This window comes from Acidovorax temperans (assembly GCF_006716905.1).
GTDB classification, from domain to species: domain Bacteria; phylum Pseudomonadota; class Gammaproteobacteria; order Burkholderiales; family Burkholderiaceae_C; genus Acidovorax; species Acidovorax temperans.
This window is the reverse complement of the sequence record NZ_VFPV01000003.1, coordinates 243,808-260,528: the sequence shown is the minus strand read 5'-3', so window position 1 is coordinate 260,528 and position 16,721 is coordinate 243,808. Positions and strand designations below refer to the sequence as shown.

The following is a 16,721-nucleotide window of genomic DNA, read 5'->3' as shown; positions in this document are numbered from 1 at the left end:
ATCCGCAGAAGCCCGCCGCCCTCAGTGCTGCGGGCTCGCCTGCAGGGGGCCGGATGCTGATGCCGGGTCGGCCTCGAAGCGCTGCAGGATGTGCCGCGTCATGGCCTGGGTGAGGGCTTCGTCGCGCACCACCACCGTGCCGACCTGGTCGGCGCGCAGCAGGGCCGATTCTTCTTCGCTGTGGCTGCGCACCACGATCTCGATGTGGGGGTTCAGCGCACGGGCAATTTCAACCATCTGCCGCACATGCAGGGTGTCTGGGATGGCAATGACCAGGATGGCGGCGTTGGCGATGTGGGCCTGGATCAGCACTTCCGGCTCTGCTGCGTTGCCCGACACGGCGGCAATGCCCGCGTGGCGCAGTGATTCCACCAGCTCCCGGTTTTGTTCGGCCACGATGCAGGGAATGCTGGCTGCAGCCAGTGCCTTGGCAATGCCCCGGCCCACCTGGCCGTAGCCCACCAGCACCACTTGCCCTTCCAGATATTTGCGTTCGGTACTCATGGGCAGCTCGGCAAAGGGGTCATCGCGCCTTTCCAGCTCGCGGGCCAGTTCCGAGCGTTTGAGCAGCCAGGCTTGCAGCGGCGCGATGGCAGCAAACAGCAAGGGGTTCAGCGCAATCGAGATCAAGGCCCCCGCCAGCACCAGGCTCATGCCCACGGCAGGCAGCAGCCCCAGGGCTACGCCCAGGCCGGCCAGGATGAACGAAAACTCGCCAATCTGCGCCAGACTGGCCGCCACGGTCAGGGCCGTGTTCAAGGGGTAGCGGAACGACAGCACCAGCGCCAATGCCGCCAGCGATTTGCCCACCATGATGATGGCCACCACGCCCAGCACGGGCAGCGGCTGCTCCACCAGCACCCTGGGCTCGAACAGCATGCCCACCGATACAAAAAACAGCACCGAGAACGCATCGCGCAGCGGCAGCGACTCTTGTGCGGCGCGGTGGCTGAGGGCCGATTCGCGCATCACCGTGCCAGCAAGGAAGGCCCCTAAAGCGAACGAAACGCTGAACAGTGCCGAAGCCCCGTAGGCAATGCCGATGGCCGCAGCAATCACCGACAGCGTGAACAATTCGCGCGAGCCCGTTTTCACCACCTGCCACAGCAGCCAGGGCAGCACGCGGCGGCCCACCAGCAGCATCAGGGCGATGAATGCCGCCACCTGCAGCAGCGTCTGGCCCAAGGCCTGCCACAGCGGGCGTGCCTCCTCGGCAGGCGCTGCGCCACCACCCAGCAAACCGGCCAGCGGCGGCATCAGCACCAGCACCAGCACGCAGGCCAGGTCTTCCACCACCAGCCAGCCCACGGCAATGCGGCCGTTCATCGAATCGAGCACGCCCCGCGCCTCCAGCGCCTTGAGCAGCACCACCGTGCTGGCGCATGAGAGCGACAGCCCAAAAATCAACCCACTGCCCACGCCCCAGCCCATCCACCACGCCAGCCCCATGCCCAGCAGGGTGGCCACGCTCATCTGCACCACCGCGCCCGGCACCGCCAGGCGGCGCACCGAGAGCAGGTCGCCCAGGGAGAAGTGCAGGCCCACGCCAAACATCAGCAGCATCACGCCAATTTCGGACAACTGCGAGGCAATGTGCACATCGGCCACAAAGCCCGGCGTGGCAGGGCCAATCAGAATGCCGGCCAGCAGGTAGCCCACCAGGGCCGGCAGGCGCAGCTTTTCGGCGAGGAAGCCAAGCACCAGCGCCCCGCCAAATCCGGCAGCGATGGTGGTGATCAAGGTCAGGTTGTGGTCCATGCCTGGTGGAAGGTGTGGGTCAGCCAAGAAAGGGGGGAGGCCGCAGAGAATCCCGGCGCGATGGCCGGCAGCCAAGCGCGGCACAACGTTGGTGCAGTATCAAGCAAAGCAGCTTCTGTTCCAACCGTTCTGCTCTGGCAAGGGCTTTACCGCGTGGCTTCTCGGTGTGTTCGCGCCATACTTGGCATACAACAACGTGCCGCATGAGCACGCCACTCAACCCCGATTGGAGACAACACCACCATGCCCATTCCGTTCCAGACCTTCGACCCTGACCTGTTTGCCCGCGCCCAGCCCCTGCTGGACGACGAGTGGCTGGCCCGCGACCCTGAACTGGCGCCCGTGCTGCCCACCGTGCTGGCGCGTAATGTGGGGCAGGACTGGCACAAGGCGGGCACCTTCCGGCACCACCTGGTGGGGGTAACCCGATCGCTCACCGTGTGGCAGCAACCGCGCGATGTGCGCCTGCTGGGCTTGCTGCACAGCGTGTATGGCAATGCGTTTGTGGATCTGGTCAAGTTTGACCCCGCCAGCGAGCGTGCGCGCCTGCGTGAACTGGTGGGCGAGAGTGCCGAGCACTTGGTCTACCTGTTTTGCACGCAGTCGCGCACGCAGTTTGTGCAGAAGGTGCTGGGGCAGGGCATGGAGGCGGATGGCAGCCTGCTGCTCGACAAAGACGGCACGCAGCACCGGCTCACGCCCTACGAGGTGGCCGCCTTCACCATCGTGAGCATGGCAGACACCATTGAGCAGTGGTTCAGCTGGCAGGACGATATCTACTCGCGCTTTCCGCATGTGCAGCACCGGCCGCAGGCGGTGCACTGGGCGGCGTCGCTGTGGCCGGGGCCCATGCGCCCCACCGGCCGCATGGTGCACCAGATCAATGGGCTGTCCAAAGCGCTGAAGCATCCCGGCCTCAAGGACTTGCTGCCCACGCCGCCGGTGTTTGGCCATTGCAATCACCATTTGTCGGCAGCCAACGAGGCCGCAGCGGCGTCGCTGTATTGGTCGGTCATCCAGCAAGACCAGCCTTTGGTGGACCTGGACGTGGCCACGGGTGTGCTTGAAAGCGCGGTGCGCCACAACCCCTGGGTGGGCGAGCCGCAAATGGTGCTGGCGCAGCTGTACCTCTCCGCAGGCCGCCACGACGATGCCAAGCAGGCCGCCAGCAGCGCGCTGCACCTGTTCAGTGCCTGGGGCAATTCGTGGGACAAGCGTGTGCAGTGGGACGCCTGGGTGGCCTGGACGCGCATCCTGCTGCAAGCCGCCGAGGGCGGGCCCTGGCCAGAACGCCTGGACAAGCTCAACAACGTCGCGCTGCGCGGAGCGCATTGAGGCTGGCGGGCCCAGTTTGCATGCGACCGTGGCTGCCACGGCTGATGCCCTTCATGCTAATTGCTGGCTAAGATAATTAAAACTTATTCTTTTGAGTTTTAAGAATTGCTGCGTACGATCGGAAACATCTCCATACGAAAGGTGTTTTCCGTGAACAAGCGCTCTCTGTTGCAATCCGCCCTCGCTCTGGCCCTGGTGTCTGGTTTCTCTGCCAGCGCCATGGCGCAAGACAAGCCCTTGAAAATTGGCGTGACGGGTGGTCCCCACGCACAGATTTTTGAAGTGGTGAAGAAGGTTGCCGAGAAAGACGGCCTGAAGATCCAGGTCATCGAGTTCAGCGACTACGTGCAGCCCAATGCCGCGCTGGCTTCGGGTGACCTGGACGCCAACAGCTACCAGCACAAGCCTTACCTGGACCAGCAGGTGAAGGACCGTGGCTACAAGTTCGTGTCTGCGGGCTACACCGTCAACTTCCCCATCGGTATCTACTCCAAGAAGATCAAGAGCCTGAACGACCTCAAGCAAGGTGCGAAGTTCGGTATTCCGAACGACCCCACCAATGGCGGCCGCGTGCTGCTGGTGCTACAGGAAAAGGGCCTGATCAAGCTGCGCCCCGAAGCGGGCCTGAAGGCTACGCCGCTGGACGTGATCGACAACCCCAAGAAGATCAAGTTCGTGGAGCTGGACGCCGCCCAGTTGCCCCGTTCGCTGGATGACCTGGACGCGTCTGCCATCAACACCAACTTCGCTCTGTCCGCAGGCCTGAACCCTGGCAAGGACGCCATTGCGCAGGAAAGCGCCAAGAGCCCCTACGTCAACCTGATCGCAGTGCGCGAAGCCGACAAGGACAAGCCCTGGGTGACCAAGCTGGTCAAGGCCTACCAGTCGGAAGAAGTGCGCAAGTTCATCCAGACCGAGTTCAAGGGCGCTGTGATCCCGGGTTTCTAAGGGTCAGGTGGGTGCTGGTGGCGACGCCGGTACCAGGCTCCAACATTCAGCGGGCTTCGGCCCGCTTTTTTTCGGCCGTGATGGGGTGAATGCGCTGAATGACGTGCCGCCGCCCGCTCAGGCTGTGGAGTGAGTGATGTAGCCCCCACGCCGGTCATTTAAGCAAAATTGGCCTCTAACAGGCCGTTGAAAAATCCCCCGCCGACGCTGGCGTCGGCCAGTACGATCTGAAGCCATCGGCGAACAACCCAGACGAGGACGATGAGAGGCAACCAAGACTTCCAGGGGGCGATGTTCAGCTACATCAGCCTTGAAGAGCGCGTGCCGCAGACACACCCGCTGCGCAAACTGCGCGCCGCAGTCGATGCGCTGCTGGCGACGATGAACCGCGAGTTCGACGCGGTGTACGCCCGCCGGGGCCGCCCCTCGGTGCCGCCGGAGATGCTGCTCAAGGCCCTGCTGCTGCAGATCCTGTTCTCCATCCGCAGCGAGCGCCAGTTGGTCGAAGCGGTCAACTACAACCTGCTGTACCGCTGGTTCGTGGGCCTGAACATCGAGGACAAGGTCTGGGACCACTCCACCTTCAGCGCCAACCGCGAGCGGCTCTTCAACGAAGACTTGGCCCGCGCCTTCTTCGAGCGGGTCAAGCACACCGCCGATTGGGCGAAGTTGACCAGCGACGAACACTTCAGCGTGGACGGCACGCTGATCGAGGCCTGGGCCTCGCACAAAAGTTTCAAGCGCCGGGACGACGACCAAACCCCGACTGAGGGGCGCAATCCCGAGGTGGACTTCAAAGGACAGCAGCGCTGCAACGACACCCACGCCAGTACCACGGACCCCGATGCCCGGCTGTTCAAGAAGAGCGCGGGCGACAAGGCTCGCCTGTGCCACATGGCGCACATCCTCATGGAAAACCGCAACGGTCTGATCGTGGACGTGGAGATCACCCATGCCAGCGGCACCGCCGAGCGCGAGGCGGCGCTCGCGATGCTTGGGCGCCGGGACAACAAGAACAAGCGGGCTACGGTCGGGGCCGACAAGGGCTACGACAGCAAGGCCTTCATCAAGGGCTGCCGAAAGCTCAAGGTCACGCCGCACGTGGCGGCCAAGGACAAGCACTCGGCGGTGGATGCCCGGATCACCCGACACGAGGGCTACAAGACCAGTCAGAAGGTGCGCAAGCGCATTGAGGAGGCCTTTGGCTGGATCAAGACCGTGGGTGGTCTGGCCAAGACCAAGCTCATCGGTCAGGCCAAGCTCACGGGTCAGGCGCTGCTGTGCTTTGCCACCTACAACCTGGTGCGCATGGGCAGCATCGGCGGCTGGTGGGACGCGCATCATGCGTGAGCCCGGGGATACGTGCGCCCGAAATGGGCGAGATGGCCTGCAAACAGGCCAGATTGGCCGGTGCAATCGCTGCGCAGACGCGTCTGGGCCACTCGTTTCTTCGAAAACAGCGTCCCTGATGCGTTCGATGCCCACTTTTTCAACGGCCTGCTAAGGCGCTCTGGGTAAGCGCTGCCAGCTATGGTTTTGGTAGCGATTGTGCCCGTTGGGCGACTTGCGCGTTCAAGCGCCAGCCACCACCTGTTGCCGGCCTGCCGACTTGGCCTGGTAGACCAGGGTGTCGGCGCGCGAGAGCAGGGCAAGGGCATCCTCACTCGGCCGGTAGGCCGTGACCCCGAAGCTCGCGCTGATGTACACCGAGCCCCCCCGGGGGTTGGGCACCGCGTGCTCTGGCAGGGCGTCGCACAGCCGGTGGGCTATGGCGATGGCGGCTTCGAGTGGGGTTTCGGGCAGCACCAGCACAAACTCTTCACCGCCGTAGCGCGCAATCCAGTCCACCCCCTGGCGCAGCGTGCCGGCGACATGCTTTGCCGCGCTGCGCAAGACTTCATCGCCCAACTGGTGGCCGTGCTGGTCGTTGAACTGCTTGAAGTGGTCAATGTCCATGAACACCACCGCCAGCGGGCGGTGGTAACGCTGGGCGCGTTCGATTTCCTCGGGCAGCTTGTCTTGCAGCGCACGCCGGTTGTAGCAGCCGGTCAGGCCGTCGGTGGCGGACAGGTGGCGAATTTCTTCCAGCAGTTTTTCGAGCTGGGCCGTGCGTTCATTCACCAGATCGTCAAGGTTGTGGATGTGCTCGTGCAGGGCCTTCTGCAGCTTGACCACGCCTTGCTCCAGCAGGTCAATCTCATCGCTGTGGGGTTGGGGGGGGCTCGGTTCAGCCGCAAGGGCGTGGTCAGCTGGTGGGGTGTGAGTTCGCTCGCAAACCCGGCAACGGTGGACAGCGGTTTTTGCAGTAGTTGCTTGAGCATGAAGGCGATCAGCGCGCAAATGCTGGCGGTGAGTGCGCTATAGCCCAGCAAAATGCGCAGCGCCTCGGCCTTCAATCCTTGCCAAAGGTACTGCGGGTTGCCGCTCAGGTGCAGCACGCCCAGCGCCTGGGTGCCGTGCGGGGCGTAGATGGTGATGCTGCGTATTGCCTCTTGCTGTGCCAGTTCGGAGTTGCCTGCCTCAAACACCTGGCCCCCGGCGGCCTGCAGCCGGGCAAAACCGATGGCGGGCTTTTTCGCAATGAATTGCAGCTGGGCCTGGACGGCCTGGGTTTCAATGTCCCACAGCGCGGCGGCCAGCAGGGGCACGCTGGTGTTGGCCACATCGCTCATGACGGCATCGAACTGCCTTTGGTGTTCGGAGCGCAGCAGCCAGCTTTGCACGCAGAAAAACACCACCATGCACAGCACCGCCAGCACGATGGTGCGCTGAATCAGCACGCTGGCAATGGAGCGAAAGGGACGCGCGGTCATACAGCGATTAAAGCAGCTGCTCGAAGCCAAACTGGTAGCGCTTCACCTTGGGATTGAGCACCTTGCTGTAGCTGCGCACGTTCAGGCTGGCAAAACCGTTACCGAAGCGCTGCTGGTAGCGCTGGGCCAGATCAGGGGTAAGCAGGGCGAACATGGGGCGTTCCAGCTCCAGCCCTTCGGAGGCGAAGTCGCGCCCGCGATGGTAGTCATAGACCATGACCAAGGCCCACGCACCCGCAATGAAGTGCCCGCCTGCCAACGCTGTGAGCTGCCCGTTGCGCAAGCGCTTGATGGCTTCTGTGGTGGTATTGACGGAGCTGAACCACATGTCCTGGCCAGGCGCTGCCGTGCCGGCCTTGGCCAGTGCATCCATGGCACCAAAAGCCATCAGGTCGCTTCCTGTCCACACCAGACGGGCTTGGGGGTGGCGCTGCAGCAGCCAGGTCATCTGCTCTTCGGCTTTGGTGCGCGACCAGCCCGCGTACACCGTCTGGTGCAGCACCACATCGGGTGCCTCACCCACAGCCTTGAGCATGCCTTCGTTGCGCTGGATGGAGGAGGTGGTGGACCGGTCCCCCGCAATCGCCAAGAGATGCAGCTTGCCATCCGGGCCGTGGGCGCGTTGGGCTCTGCCAGCAGCAATCAGTGCCTGGGCGGTGAGATAGCCGGCATCCGTGGCCCGGGGTTCCAGTGATCCGATCCAGTGACTGAAACGCTCCCGTGGCCCGCCGTGCTCTGCCTTCTGGGCAGCGGTGAGGGTGCTGAAGGCCAGGAACACGCGGATGCCGCTGCCTTCGAAAATCCGCAGCATCTCGGGGCCGGTGCCGTAGTCGTTGGTGACGATGACGTAATCGGGCCGTTTTTCAGCCGGGCGGGCCACGATGGAGCGGGCGATTTCAAACGAGCGCAGGTGCTCTCGCCGCACAAAATATTCTTCCAGTGGCACACCCAGGCTGCGCGCCGCAGCGTTTATCGACTCACTGACGGTGCGCCAATACGGCTCGTCTGGATGTCCGGGATTGATGAATGCTACCGCCTGGGCCCAGCCCATGAAGGGAAGGCCACAGACCAAAAACGCCAACAACCGACGCACATACGAAGCTGCCAAATCAATCGTCCCAGGTACCCACTCACATCTCGTACATCACCGAAAGATGCATACAGTGTAAGTGTGACATTACTGCGTGGTTTTTTGTGCGTGGGGGTAATAATTGTTTGCAAATGAAAAAAGCCCCGGCTTCTTTCTGAATGTTGCGCATGGGTGCAACATTCAGAAGCCGGGGCTTTGTAGAGACGGTCAGGCCGCTGTGTGCTGGCGCGTGTGCTCAGCGGCGGCAGCCAGGGCTTGCGCCTTGGCTTCCGGGCCCATGGCGACGCCTTCGGCGCGCACGAAGCGCACGTCCGTCACACCAAAGAACCCCATCACGGTCTGCAGGTAGCTTTCCTGGTGCTCCATGGCCTGGCCACCAGCGCTGGTCGAATAAACGCCACCCCGTGCAGATGCCACGATCACGGTCTTGCCCTTGGCCAGGCCTTCGGGGCCGTTGGCACCGTATTTGAACGTGCGGCCTGGCTGGGCGATGCGGTCAATCCAGGCCTTGAGCTGGGTGGGGATGCCAAAGTTGTAGAACGGGGCGCCAATGACCACCACGTCTGCTGCCAGGAACTGGCTCACGAGCTGTTCGGACACGGCGTTTTCACGCTTCTGCGCTTCTGTCAAACCGTCGGTCTGGCCAGTGCGGGGGGCCATTGCGTCCATCGTGAAATGGTTGGGGGCGTTGACAGCCAGGTCCAGGTAAGTGACTTGGGTGCCTGGGTGGCTGGCCTTCCAGGCTTCCACGACCTGGGCCGTGAGTTGACGCGAAACGGAAGCATCGCCAGTGATGGATGAGTCGATGTGAAGCAGTTGCATGGGGTTCTCCTCGTTGAAGTGCCGCGACGGTTACGGCTTGAGGTGAATTGTCGATTTGTTCACAAAATTTGATAAGCCGCCCGAATCGCGATAGATTGTTCTATTAATGGAACAGTATTCAAGCTGACAACGGAGGGAGCGCGACGTGCAAGATCTGAATGACATGCTGTACTTTGCCGAGGTGGTGGAGCGTGGCGGCTTTGCTGCCGCCGGCCGGGCGCTGGGCATTCCCAAATCGCGACTGTCCAGGCGCGTGTCTGATCTGGAAGCCCATCTGGGCGTGAGGCTCTTGCAGCGCACCACCCGCAAGCTGTCATTGACCGAAGTGGGAGAGGCTTACCTGCGGCACTGCCAGTCCATTCGCGAATCGGCCCAGGCGGCGGCTGATGCAGTGGCCCAGGTGCAGACCGAGCCGCGTGGCACCGTGCGGGTGAGTTGCCCCGTGACCCTGGCCCAGACCGTACTGGCTGAGTTGATGCCCGCCTTCCTGGCCCAGCATCCTTTGGTTCGCGTGGAAATGCAGGTGACCAACAGGGCGGTGAACGTGGTGGAAGAGGGCATTGACGTGGCGCTGCGGGTGCGTCCCTCGCTCGAAGACAGTGCCAGCATGGTGGTCAAACGCCTGGACCAAGCCCGCCAGGTGCTGGTGGCCAGCCCTGACTTGCTCATTCGCCAGGGCACGCCCACCAAGCTGGAAGACCTTGCCAAACTGGACAGCATTGCCATGTCGGCGCCCGACGGACGGGCTTCCTGGAACTTGATCGGCCCCGGTGGCGCCCACCAGGTGGTGCATTACACCCCGCGCTACGTCGCAGATGACCTGCTCACCCTCAAGTTTGCTGCCGTGGCGGGTACTGGTATTTGCTGGCTGCCCGATTACATGTGCCAGGAGGAGATGCGCGACCGGCGGCTGGTGCGCGTGCTGCCCGACTGGGCGCCTCAGCCTGCCATCGTGCATGCAGTGTTCGCGTCTCGCAGGGGGCTCTCGCCTGCAGTGCGGCGGTTTTTGGACTACCTGGGCGAGACCATGCCGGGGCGCAACAGCCTGGACAGCCGCGCGGGACTGCAAGGCGTGGGCGGCGCTGGTATTTGAGGTGCTGGGGAGTCCGGCATTGCGCAATGCCCCCTCGTTACCGTGCGGCAGATGCTTCTGCCGATCTTTTGGCTGCACAATGCAACCAATTGAAACCGTGTCGAACCCGTACCGAAAGCGCGACCATGCCGGCTTTGATGTCAGTGCGATCCCCCGCCGCGACCTCCCACTCCATAGACCATGACATCGAGACCGCCCGCGCCCACCCCAGCGTGCGCGCCATCGTCATTCCGCCCTGCCCAGACTCGCTGGTGAGGTTGCAGGAGATTGCGTCGGCCCCCGAGCTTGATTCGCAGGCTTTGGAGCAACTGGCTTCGTCAGATGTGGCCATGGCGGCTGCGGTGATCCGCACCGCCAACAGCCCGTTGTACGGCTTGGCACAACCGGTACAGACCGTGGGCATGGCACTCACGGTGCTGGGCTTGCAGCCTGCCCTGGAGTTGCTTACTGCGTTCATCACCCGCAATGCCCTGCATGTGCGCACTCCGCTGCTGGAGCATTTTTGGGAAAGCTCGCAGCGTAAGGCCATCGCCTGCGAACACATTGGCCGCCAGCTTTACAGCTTTGACCCGGGGCTGGGCTACAGCTTCGGACTTTTTTGCCACGTGGGCATGCCCGTGCTGGTCAAGGCCGTGCGCGGCTATGCGGGCACAGTGACAGAGGCCTTGGCGCGCAAAGACCGCACCTTCACGCAAACCGAGAATGCCGCACACCGCACGGACCATGCGGTGATGGGTGCCATCGTGGCGCGCACCTGGCATCTGCCCCCTGATGTGGCCCAGGCCATCTGGCTGCACCACGACTTTTCCTGCCTGAGCGATGAGCGATTCGATGCCACCGTGCGGCATCTGGTGGCGCTGGGGTTGCTGGCGGAATATTTGGTTCACCACCACGAAAACCTGACGCCGACCCGTGAATGGACGCTGCACGGCCAGGCATGCATGGACCACCTGTATGTCACGCAGGATGAGCTCAACCACTGGATCGACGAGCTTTACCCGGCTTTTGAGGCCGTGGCGTTGTAGTCGCTTTGGGCCGTCAGGGCTGCCCGGCATGGCTGCATTTGCAGCTCGCAGGGCAGGAAGTCAAAGCTTTTTCACGAGCACCTGGCTGCGGCGATCCCAGTTGTACTTGCGCTTGCGTGCATCGGGCAACCAGTCAGGGTCCACTGGCTGGAAGCCGCGTTTGATGAACCAGTGCATGGTGCGGGTGGTCAGCACAAAGATGCTGTCCAGCCCCATGGCACGGGCGCGCTGCTCAATGCGCTTGAGCAGCTTTTCACCGTCGCCCGTGCCCTGGCTTTGGGGGGACACGGTGACGGCTGCCATCTCCGCTGTCTTGGCTTCAGGGTAAGGGTAGAGGGCAGCACAACCAAAAATCACCCCATCGTGCTCGATCACGGTGTAGGTGGCGATGTCGCGCTCGATTTCGGTGCGGTCGCGCTTGACCAGCGTGCCATCTTTCTCGAACGGCTCGATCAGTTGCAAGATGCCGCCCACGTCGTCAATCGTGGCCTCGCGCAGCTCTTCCAGCTTTTCGTCGATGACCATGGTGCCGATGCCGTCGTGCACATACACCTCCAGCAGCAGCGAGCCGTCGAGTGCAAACGGAATGATGTGGCTGCGCTCCACGCCGCCTTTGCAGGCCTTCACGCAGTGCTGCAGGTAAAAGCCCGTGTCGGTAGGCTGCTGCGCGGGTGGCAGCTTTGCCAGCAAGGCCTGGGCCGCAGCCAGCGGCAATTCGGTGTCGATGGGGTTGTCCTCGCTCTCTGGCTCGGTGGGCTGCATGCGAATGCCGGGCACTTCCGTGAGGAAAATCAGCTTGTCTGCCCGCAACTCAATCGCCACGCTGGTGGCTACTTCTTCCATGCTCAGGTTGAACGCCTCACCCGTGGGGGAAAAGCCAAAGGGCGACAGCAGCACCAGCGCGCCCATGTCCAGCGTGCGCTGGATACCGGCCACATCCACCTTGCGCACCAGGCCCGAGTGCTGGAAATCCACCCCATCCACAATGCCCACGGGCCGTGCGGTGAGAAAGTTGCCTGAAATCACCCGTACTGTGGCGCCTGCCATGGGGGTGTTTGGCAATCCTTGGCTGAAGGCGGCCTCAATCTCGTAACGCAACTGGCCAGCGGCTTCCTGCGCGCAATCCAGCGCCACCGAATCCGTGATGCGGATGCCGTGCGAATACTTGGCAGCGTGCCCCTTGGCAGCCAACTGCTCATTCACCTGGGGCCGAAAGCCATGCACCAGCACAATCTTGACCCCCATGGCCTGGATCAGCGCCAAGTCTTGCGCAATGTTGTGCAGCTTGCCGGCGGCAATGGCCTCACCCGTCAGCCCGATCACAAAGGTCTGGTTGCGAAACTTGTGGATGTAAGGCGCCACCGACCGGAACCAGGGCACGAAAGTGAAATTGAAAACGGCAGACATGGCGGTGGGCAAGAGGCCTTGGAATATGCAGGGGCACAGACAGCGAAAGGCGACCGGCTGGGTCGCCAAGTCGCGCATCATAAGCATGCGAAGCGCTGATGTGTGGAAAAAAGAAGTGGCATGAAACCGTGGAAACAGCGTGCCCACAGTTTGATTCGAACTGGAACAGGGGCGTGGCTATCGATAATGCAGGGCTATGTCTTCAGAACAGCGTCCGCCAGAGCTTCCCCGCACCCCTTCGCGCCCCGCAGCCCCCCTCCGTATCGAGTTTCCTGAGTCGCTTCCGGTCTCAGGCAAGCGCGAGGAGATCATGGCTGCCATCGAAAAGCACCAGGTCGTCATCGTGTGCGGCGAGACGGGTTCGGGCAAGACCACGCAGCTGCCCAAGATTGCGCTGGCACTGGGCCGGGGTAAGTGCAATGCCAAGCCGGGTCAAAAAGGCCAGCTCATCGGCCACACCCAGCCGCGCCGCATTGCCGCCAGCAGCGTGGCCAAGCGCATTGCCGAAGAGCTGAAGACACCGCTGGGCGAGGTGGTGGGCTACAAGGTGCGCTTCCAGGACCGGCTGAGCCGCGATGCCTCCGTCAAGCTGATGACGGACGGTATCTTGCTGGCAGAGACGCAGACCGACCCACTGCTGAAAAACTACGACACCCTCATCATCGACGAGGCGCACGAGCGCAGCCTCAACATTGACTTCCTGCTGGGCTACATCCGCCAGATCCTGCCGCGCCGGCCAGATCTGAAAGTCATCGTCACCTCGGCCACCATCGACGCCGACCGGTTTGCCAAACACTTTGAGAGCGCCAAAGGCCCCGCGCCCGTCATCATGGTGTCGGGCCGCACCTTTCCGGTGGAGCAGCGCTATCGCCCGTTTGAAGACAGCCGCGACTACGGTCTGAACGAGGCCATTGCCGATGGGGTGGATGAGCTGTGGCAGGGCAATGCGGGTGGCGACATATTGATCTTCCTGCCCGGTGAGCGGGAGATTCGCGAGGCCGCCGATCACCTGCGCAAGCACTTGTCGCACCAGCCGGTGATGCGCAATGCCGAGGTGCTGCCGCTGTTCGCGCGCCTGTCACAGGCCGAGCAAGACCGTATTTTTGATGGCCACACAGGCCGCCGCATCGTGCTGGCCACCAACGTGGCCGAGACTTCGCTCACGGTGCCAGGCATCCGATACGTGATTGACGCAGGCACAGCGCGCGTGAAGCGCTATAGTTTCCGTAGCAAGGTGGAGCAGTTGCTGGTGGAGCCCATCAGCCAGGCTGCTGCCAACCAGCGCGCGGGCCGTTGCGGCCGCGTGGCCAACGGTATCTGTATTCGCCTGTATGACGAGGCGGACTTCAACAGCCGCCCGCGCTTCACCGACCCGGAAATCCTGCGCTCGTCCCTGGCCGGTGTCATCCTGCGCATGAAGTCGCTGCACCTGGGCGACGTAGCGCAGTTTCCGTTCATCGAGGCGCCCTCGGGCCGCGCCATCGCCGACGGCTACCAACTCCTGTCCGAACTGGGCGCGGTGGACGATGCGAATGAGTTGACGCCCATGGGCGTGGAACTGTCCAAGCTGCCGCTGGACCCGCGCGTGGGCCGCATGATTCTGGAAGCCCGCGAACGCCGAGCGCTGGACGAGGTGCTGGTGATTGCCAGCGCCCTGAGCGTGCAAGATGTGCGCGACCGGCCGCTGGAAGCGCAGCAGCAGGCCGACCAGGCGCACGCCAAGTTTGATGACGAAAAGAGCGAATTCAGCGGCTACCTCAAGCTGTGGAAGTGGATCAACGAGGCCCGGGGCGGGGCGCCCAGCCTGCCCTCGGCCCGCGCGCAGAAGGCCATGGCGCTCAAAAAAGCGCCTTCGCAAGCCATCTTGCCCGTGGGGCAGCGGGCCGCCGCGCCAGCGCCTGCGCCCGCCGCAACGCCGGAGGCCGCGCCCACGCACAAGCTCAGCAACCGCCAGTACGAAGCGCTGCTGCGGCAGAACTTCATCAGCATCCGCCGCCTGCGCGAGTGGCGCGACATCCACACCCAGCTGCTCACGGTGGTGACGGAGCATGGCTGGCGCATCAACACGCAACCCGCGAGCTACGAACAGATTCACCTGTCGATGTTGGCGGGCCTGCTGGGCAACGTGGGCTGCAAGAGCGACGAGGACGACTGGTACCTGGGCGCGCGCGGCATCAAGTTCTACAAGCACCCCGGCGCGCACCTGAACAAGAAACCGGGCCGCTGGATTGTGGCGGCCGAACTGGTGGAGACCACGCGCTTGTTTGGCCGGGGCATCGCCGCCATCGAGCCGCAGTGGATCGAGCAGATTGGCGGCCACCTGCTCAAAAAGCAGATGCTGGACCCGCACTGGGAGAAAAAGGCCGCCCAGGTCACCGCGCTGGAGCGCGCCACGCTGTACGGCATCGTCATCTACAACAACCGCCGGGTGGACTTTGGCAAGGTGGACCCGCACGGCGCGCGCGACATCTTTCTGCGCGAAGCGCTGGTGCAGGGCGAGTGGGAAACCCGCCTGCCGTTTTTGGCGGCCAACCAGAAGCTGATTGCCAAGGTGGAAGAGCTGGAGCACAAGTCCCGCCGCCAGGACGTGCTGGTGGACGACGAGCTGATCTACGCCTTCTACGACCAGCAGGTGCCGCAGGACGTGTGCAGCGGGGCGAGCTTTGAGCGCTGGTACAAAGACGCGAGCCGCGCCAACCCCGACCTGCTCAAGCTCACCCGCGATGAGCTGATGCGCCACGAGGCCGCAGGCATCACCACCAGCGCCTTCCCCAAGACCGTGCGCCTGGGCGGTGTGGACTGCACCGCCAGCTACCTGCACGAGCCCGGCGACCCGCGCGACGGCATCACCGTGACGGTGCCGCTCTTCGTGCTGAACCAGGTGAGCGAGGAGCGCTGCGAATGGCTGGTGCCCGGCATGCTCAAGGACAAAATCCAGGCCCTGCTCAAGAGCCTGCCCCAGCGCCCGCGCAGCCGCTTTGTGCCGCTGCCCGAGTCGGCCACGCGGCTGGCCGAGCTGTTCACCGCGCCTGAGCGGTTTGGCACCGGCAGCCTGACGGATGCTCTGCTCAAGCAAGTGCGGGACGAGACTTCGCTGGATGTGAAGCGGGCAGACTTCAAGCTCGACATGCTCAGCCCGCATCTGTTCATGAACTTCCGCGTGGTGGACGAGCATGGCCGCCAGCTCGGCCATGGCCGCAACCTGGGCGCGCTCAAGGCCGAATGGGGCGCCAAGGCGCGTGGTGCCTTCCAGGCGCTGGCAGGCCTCAAGCTGGGAGGTCAGGGCGGATCAGGGCAAAAAACGGCTCCAGCGCCCGACGGTAAAGCGCAGCAAGCTAGCAAAAATGTAGCAAAAGTTGCACCTGCACCGGCTTCAGCACCAACCGCCCCGGCGGGCCAGCGCTACACCAGCTGGACGTTTGGCGAGCTACCCGAGCTGATGGAAATCAAAAAGGGAGGGCAGACGCTGGTGGGCTTCCCGGCGCTGATCGATGGAGGTGATGCCGTCACCATCGAGGTTTTCGACGAGCCCGAGGTGGCGGCCACCAAGCACCGTGCGGGTCTGCGTCGCTTGTTTGCGCTGCAGATCAAGGACGCGCTCAAGTACCTTGAAAAGAACATCCCCGACCTGCAGAAGATGGCTGTGGCCTATATGCCGCTGGGCACGCAGGAAGAGTTGCGCGCCCAGATCATCGATGTGGCACTGGACCGCGCTTTTCTGCTGGACCCGCTGCCCACCGACGAGGCTGCCTTCAAGCGCCGCGTGGACGAAGGCCGGGGCCGCCTGACGCTGATTGCCAACGAGGTGGCTCGGCTGGCGGGCACCATCCTCATCGAATACGCCGCCGCTGCCCGCAAGCTCAAGGACACCAAGAACGCGCCGGACGCCACGGCCGACGTGGCCCAGCAGTTGCAGCGCCTGATGCCCAAGCAGTTCATTGCCCAGGCCCCATGGGCGCAACTGGCGCACTTTCCGCGCTACCTCAAGGCCATTACCCTGCGGCTGGACAAGTACCGGGCCGACCCCGCCCGCGACGCCGCCAAACTGGCCGAACTGCGCCCGCAAGAGCAACGCTACTGGCGCCTGGTGGCCGAGCGCAAGGGCGCGGTGGACGCTCGCATGCAAGAGCTGCGCTGGCTGCTGGAAGAGCTGCGCGTGAGCTTTTTCGCGCAAGAGCTGCGCACGCCCCAGCCCGTGAGCGTGAAGCGGCTCGATAAGCTGTGGGCGCAGGTGAACAGCTGACGGTGGGGCTTTGCTGCATGCGCTGTGCCTTGCCCATCAAGGCACACGAGGCGCTCAGCAGATCACGCAGGCGGCGGTGACGGCGATGCCTGTGTCTTGGTCACCTTGGCGACGGCCTGGCGGGCGATCCCCATTGCCCGCTTGCGTGTAGGCATCTAGGCTTGCAGGCAAAGGAGACTATTCGCCC

The 16,721-nt window shown here is 63.5% G+C and carries 12 protein-coding genes; 6 read left to right on the top strand and 6 right to left on the bottom strand.

Features of this window, described 5'->3' with window-relative positions; genetic code table 11:
• Positions 1-21 precede the first annotated feature (21 nt).
• Positions 22-1,758: a cation:proton antiporter domain-containing protein gene (locus tag BDD18_RS16040; protein ID WP_142084394.1), complete on the bottom strand. Its 1,737-nt coding sequence runs from the start codon at positions 1,756-1,758 to the stop codon at positions 22-24.
• 243 nt (positions 1,759-2,001) lie between these two features.
• On the opposite strand from BDD18_RS16040, the gene BDD18_RS16035 reads away from it, so the two are divergent.
• From BDD18_RS16035 to BDD18_RS16025, 3 genes are all read left to right on the top strand, one after another.
• The gene (locus BDD18_RS16035; protein ID WP_142084392.1) at positions 2,002-3,093 is read left to right on the top strand and encodes a DUF6817 domain-containing protein; all 1,092 of its coding nucleotides are present in this window, start codon (positions 2,002-2,004) and stop codon (positions 3,091-3,093) included.
• A gap of 150 nt (positions 3,094-3,243) precedes the next feature.
• Positions 3,244-4,041: a MetQ/NlpA family ABC transporter substrate-binding protein gene (locus tag BDD18_RS16030; RefSeq protein ID WP_142084390.1), complete on the top strand. Its 798-nt coding sequence runs from the start codon at positions 3,244-3,246 to the stop codon at positions 4,039-4,041.
• Positions 4,042-4,302: 261 nt separating this feature from the next.
• On the top strand, positions 4,303-5,391 hold the full coding sequence (locus BDD18_RS16025; RefSeq protein WP_142081327.1) for an IS5 family transposase: 1,089 nt from the start codon (positions 4,303-4,305) through the stop codon (positions 5,389-5,391).
• 222 nt (positions 5,392-5,613) lie between these two features.
• Here the strand turns inward: BDD18_RS16025 and BDD18_RS16015 are convergent, their stop codons facing one another.
• The 4 genes from BDD18_RS16015 to BDD18_RS16000 all read right to left on the bottom strand — a co-directional run bounded on the left by BDD18_RS16015 (position 5,614) and on the right by BDD18_RS16000 (position 8,766).
• Positions 5,614-6,216 carry a GGDEF domain-containing protein gene (locus BDD18_RS16015; RefSeq protein ID WP_170207416.1) on the bottom strand — a complete coding sequence of 201 codons (603 nt, stop codon included), beginning with the start codon at positions 6,214-6,216 and terminating at the stop codon, positions 5,614-5,616.
• Positions 6,159-6,854, bottom strand: a complete 696-nt coding sequence (locus tag BDD18_RS16010; protein ID WP_142084387.1) for a hypothetical protein — start codon at positions 6,852-6,854, stop codon at positions 6,159-6,161. The genes BDD18_RS16015 and BDD18_RS16010 overlap by 58 nt, the downstream gene beginning before the upstream one ends.
• Before the next feature lie 7 nt (positions 6,855-6,861).
• Complete coding sequence (locus BDD18_RS16005) at positions 6,862-7,905, bottom strand: ABC transporter substrate-binding protein (RefSeq protein WP_142084385.1); 1,044 nt, start codon at positions 7,903-7,905, stop codon at positions 6,862-6,864.
• A 246-nt stretch (positions 7,906-8,151) separates the two neighbouring features.
• The gene (locus tag BDD18_RS16000) at positions 8,152-8,766 is read right to left on the bottom strand and encodes an FMN-dependent NADH-azoreductase (RefSeq protein ID WP_066696686.1); all 615 of its coding nucleotides are present in this window, start codon (positions 8,764-8,766) and stop codon (positions 8,152-8,154) included.
• Positions 8,767-8,911: 145 nt separating this feature from the next.
• Here BDD18_RS16000 and BDD18_RS15995 point away from each other — a divergent pair, with 145 nt between their 5' ends.
• Positions 8,912-9,859: a LysR family transcriptional regulator gene (locus BDD18_RS15995; RefSeq protein ID WP_142084384.1), complete on the top strand. Its 948-nt coding sequence runs from the start codon at positions 8,912-8,914 to the stop codon at positions 9,857-9,859.
• Between the two features lie 137 nt (positions 9,860-9,996).
• Complete coding sequence (locus tag BDD18_RS15990) at positions 9,997-10,884, top strand: HDOD domain-containing protein (RefSeq protein ID WP_244939121.1); 888 nt, start codon at positions 9,997-9,999, stop codon at positions 10,882-10,884.
• Between the two features lie 60 nt (positions 10,885-10,944).
• Here the strand turns inward: BDD18_RS15990 and argA are convergent, their stop codons facing one another.
• Positions 10,945-12,291 carry an amino-acid N-acetyltransferase gene (gene argA / locus BDD18_RS15985; protein ID WP_044402117.1) on the bottom strand — a complete coding sequence of 449 codons (1,347 nt, stop codon included), beginning with the start codon at positions 12,289-12,291 and terminating at the stop codon, positions 10,945-10,947.
• Between the two features lie 196 nt (positions 12,292-12,487).
• On the opposite strand from argA, the gene hrpA reads away from it, so the two are divergent.
• Positions 12,488-16,534, top strand: a complete 4,047-nt coding sequence (gene hrpA, locus BDD18_RS15980; protein ID WP_142084380.1) for an ATP-dependent RNA helicase HrpA — start codon at positions 12,488-12,490, stop codon at positions 16,532-16,534.
• The last annotated feature ends 187 nt before the right edge of the window (positions 16,535-16,721 follow it).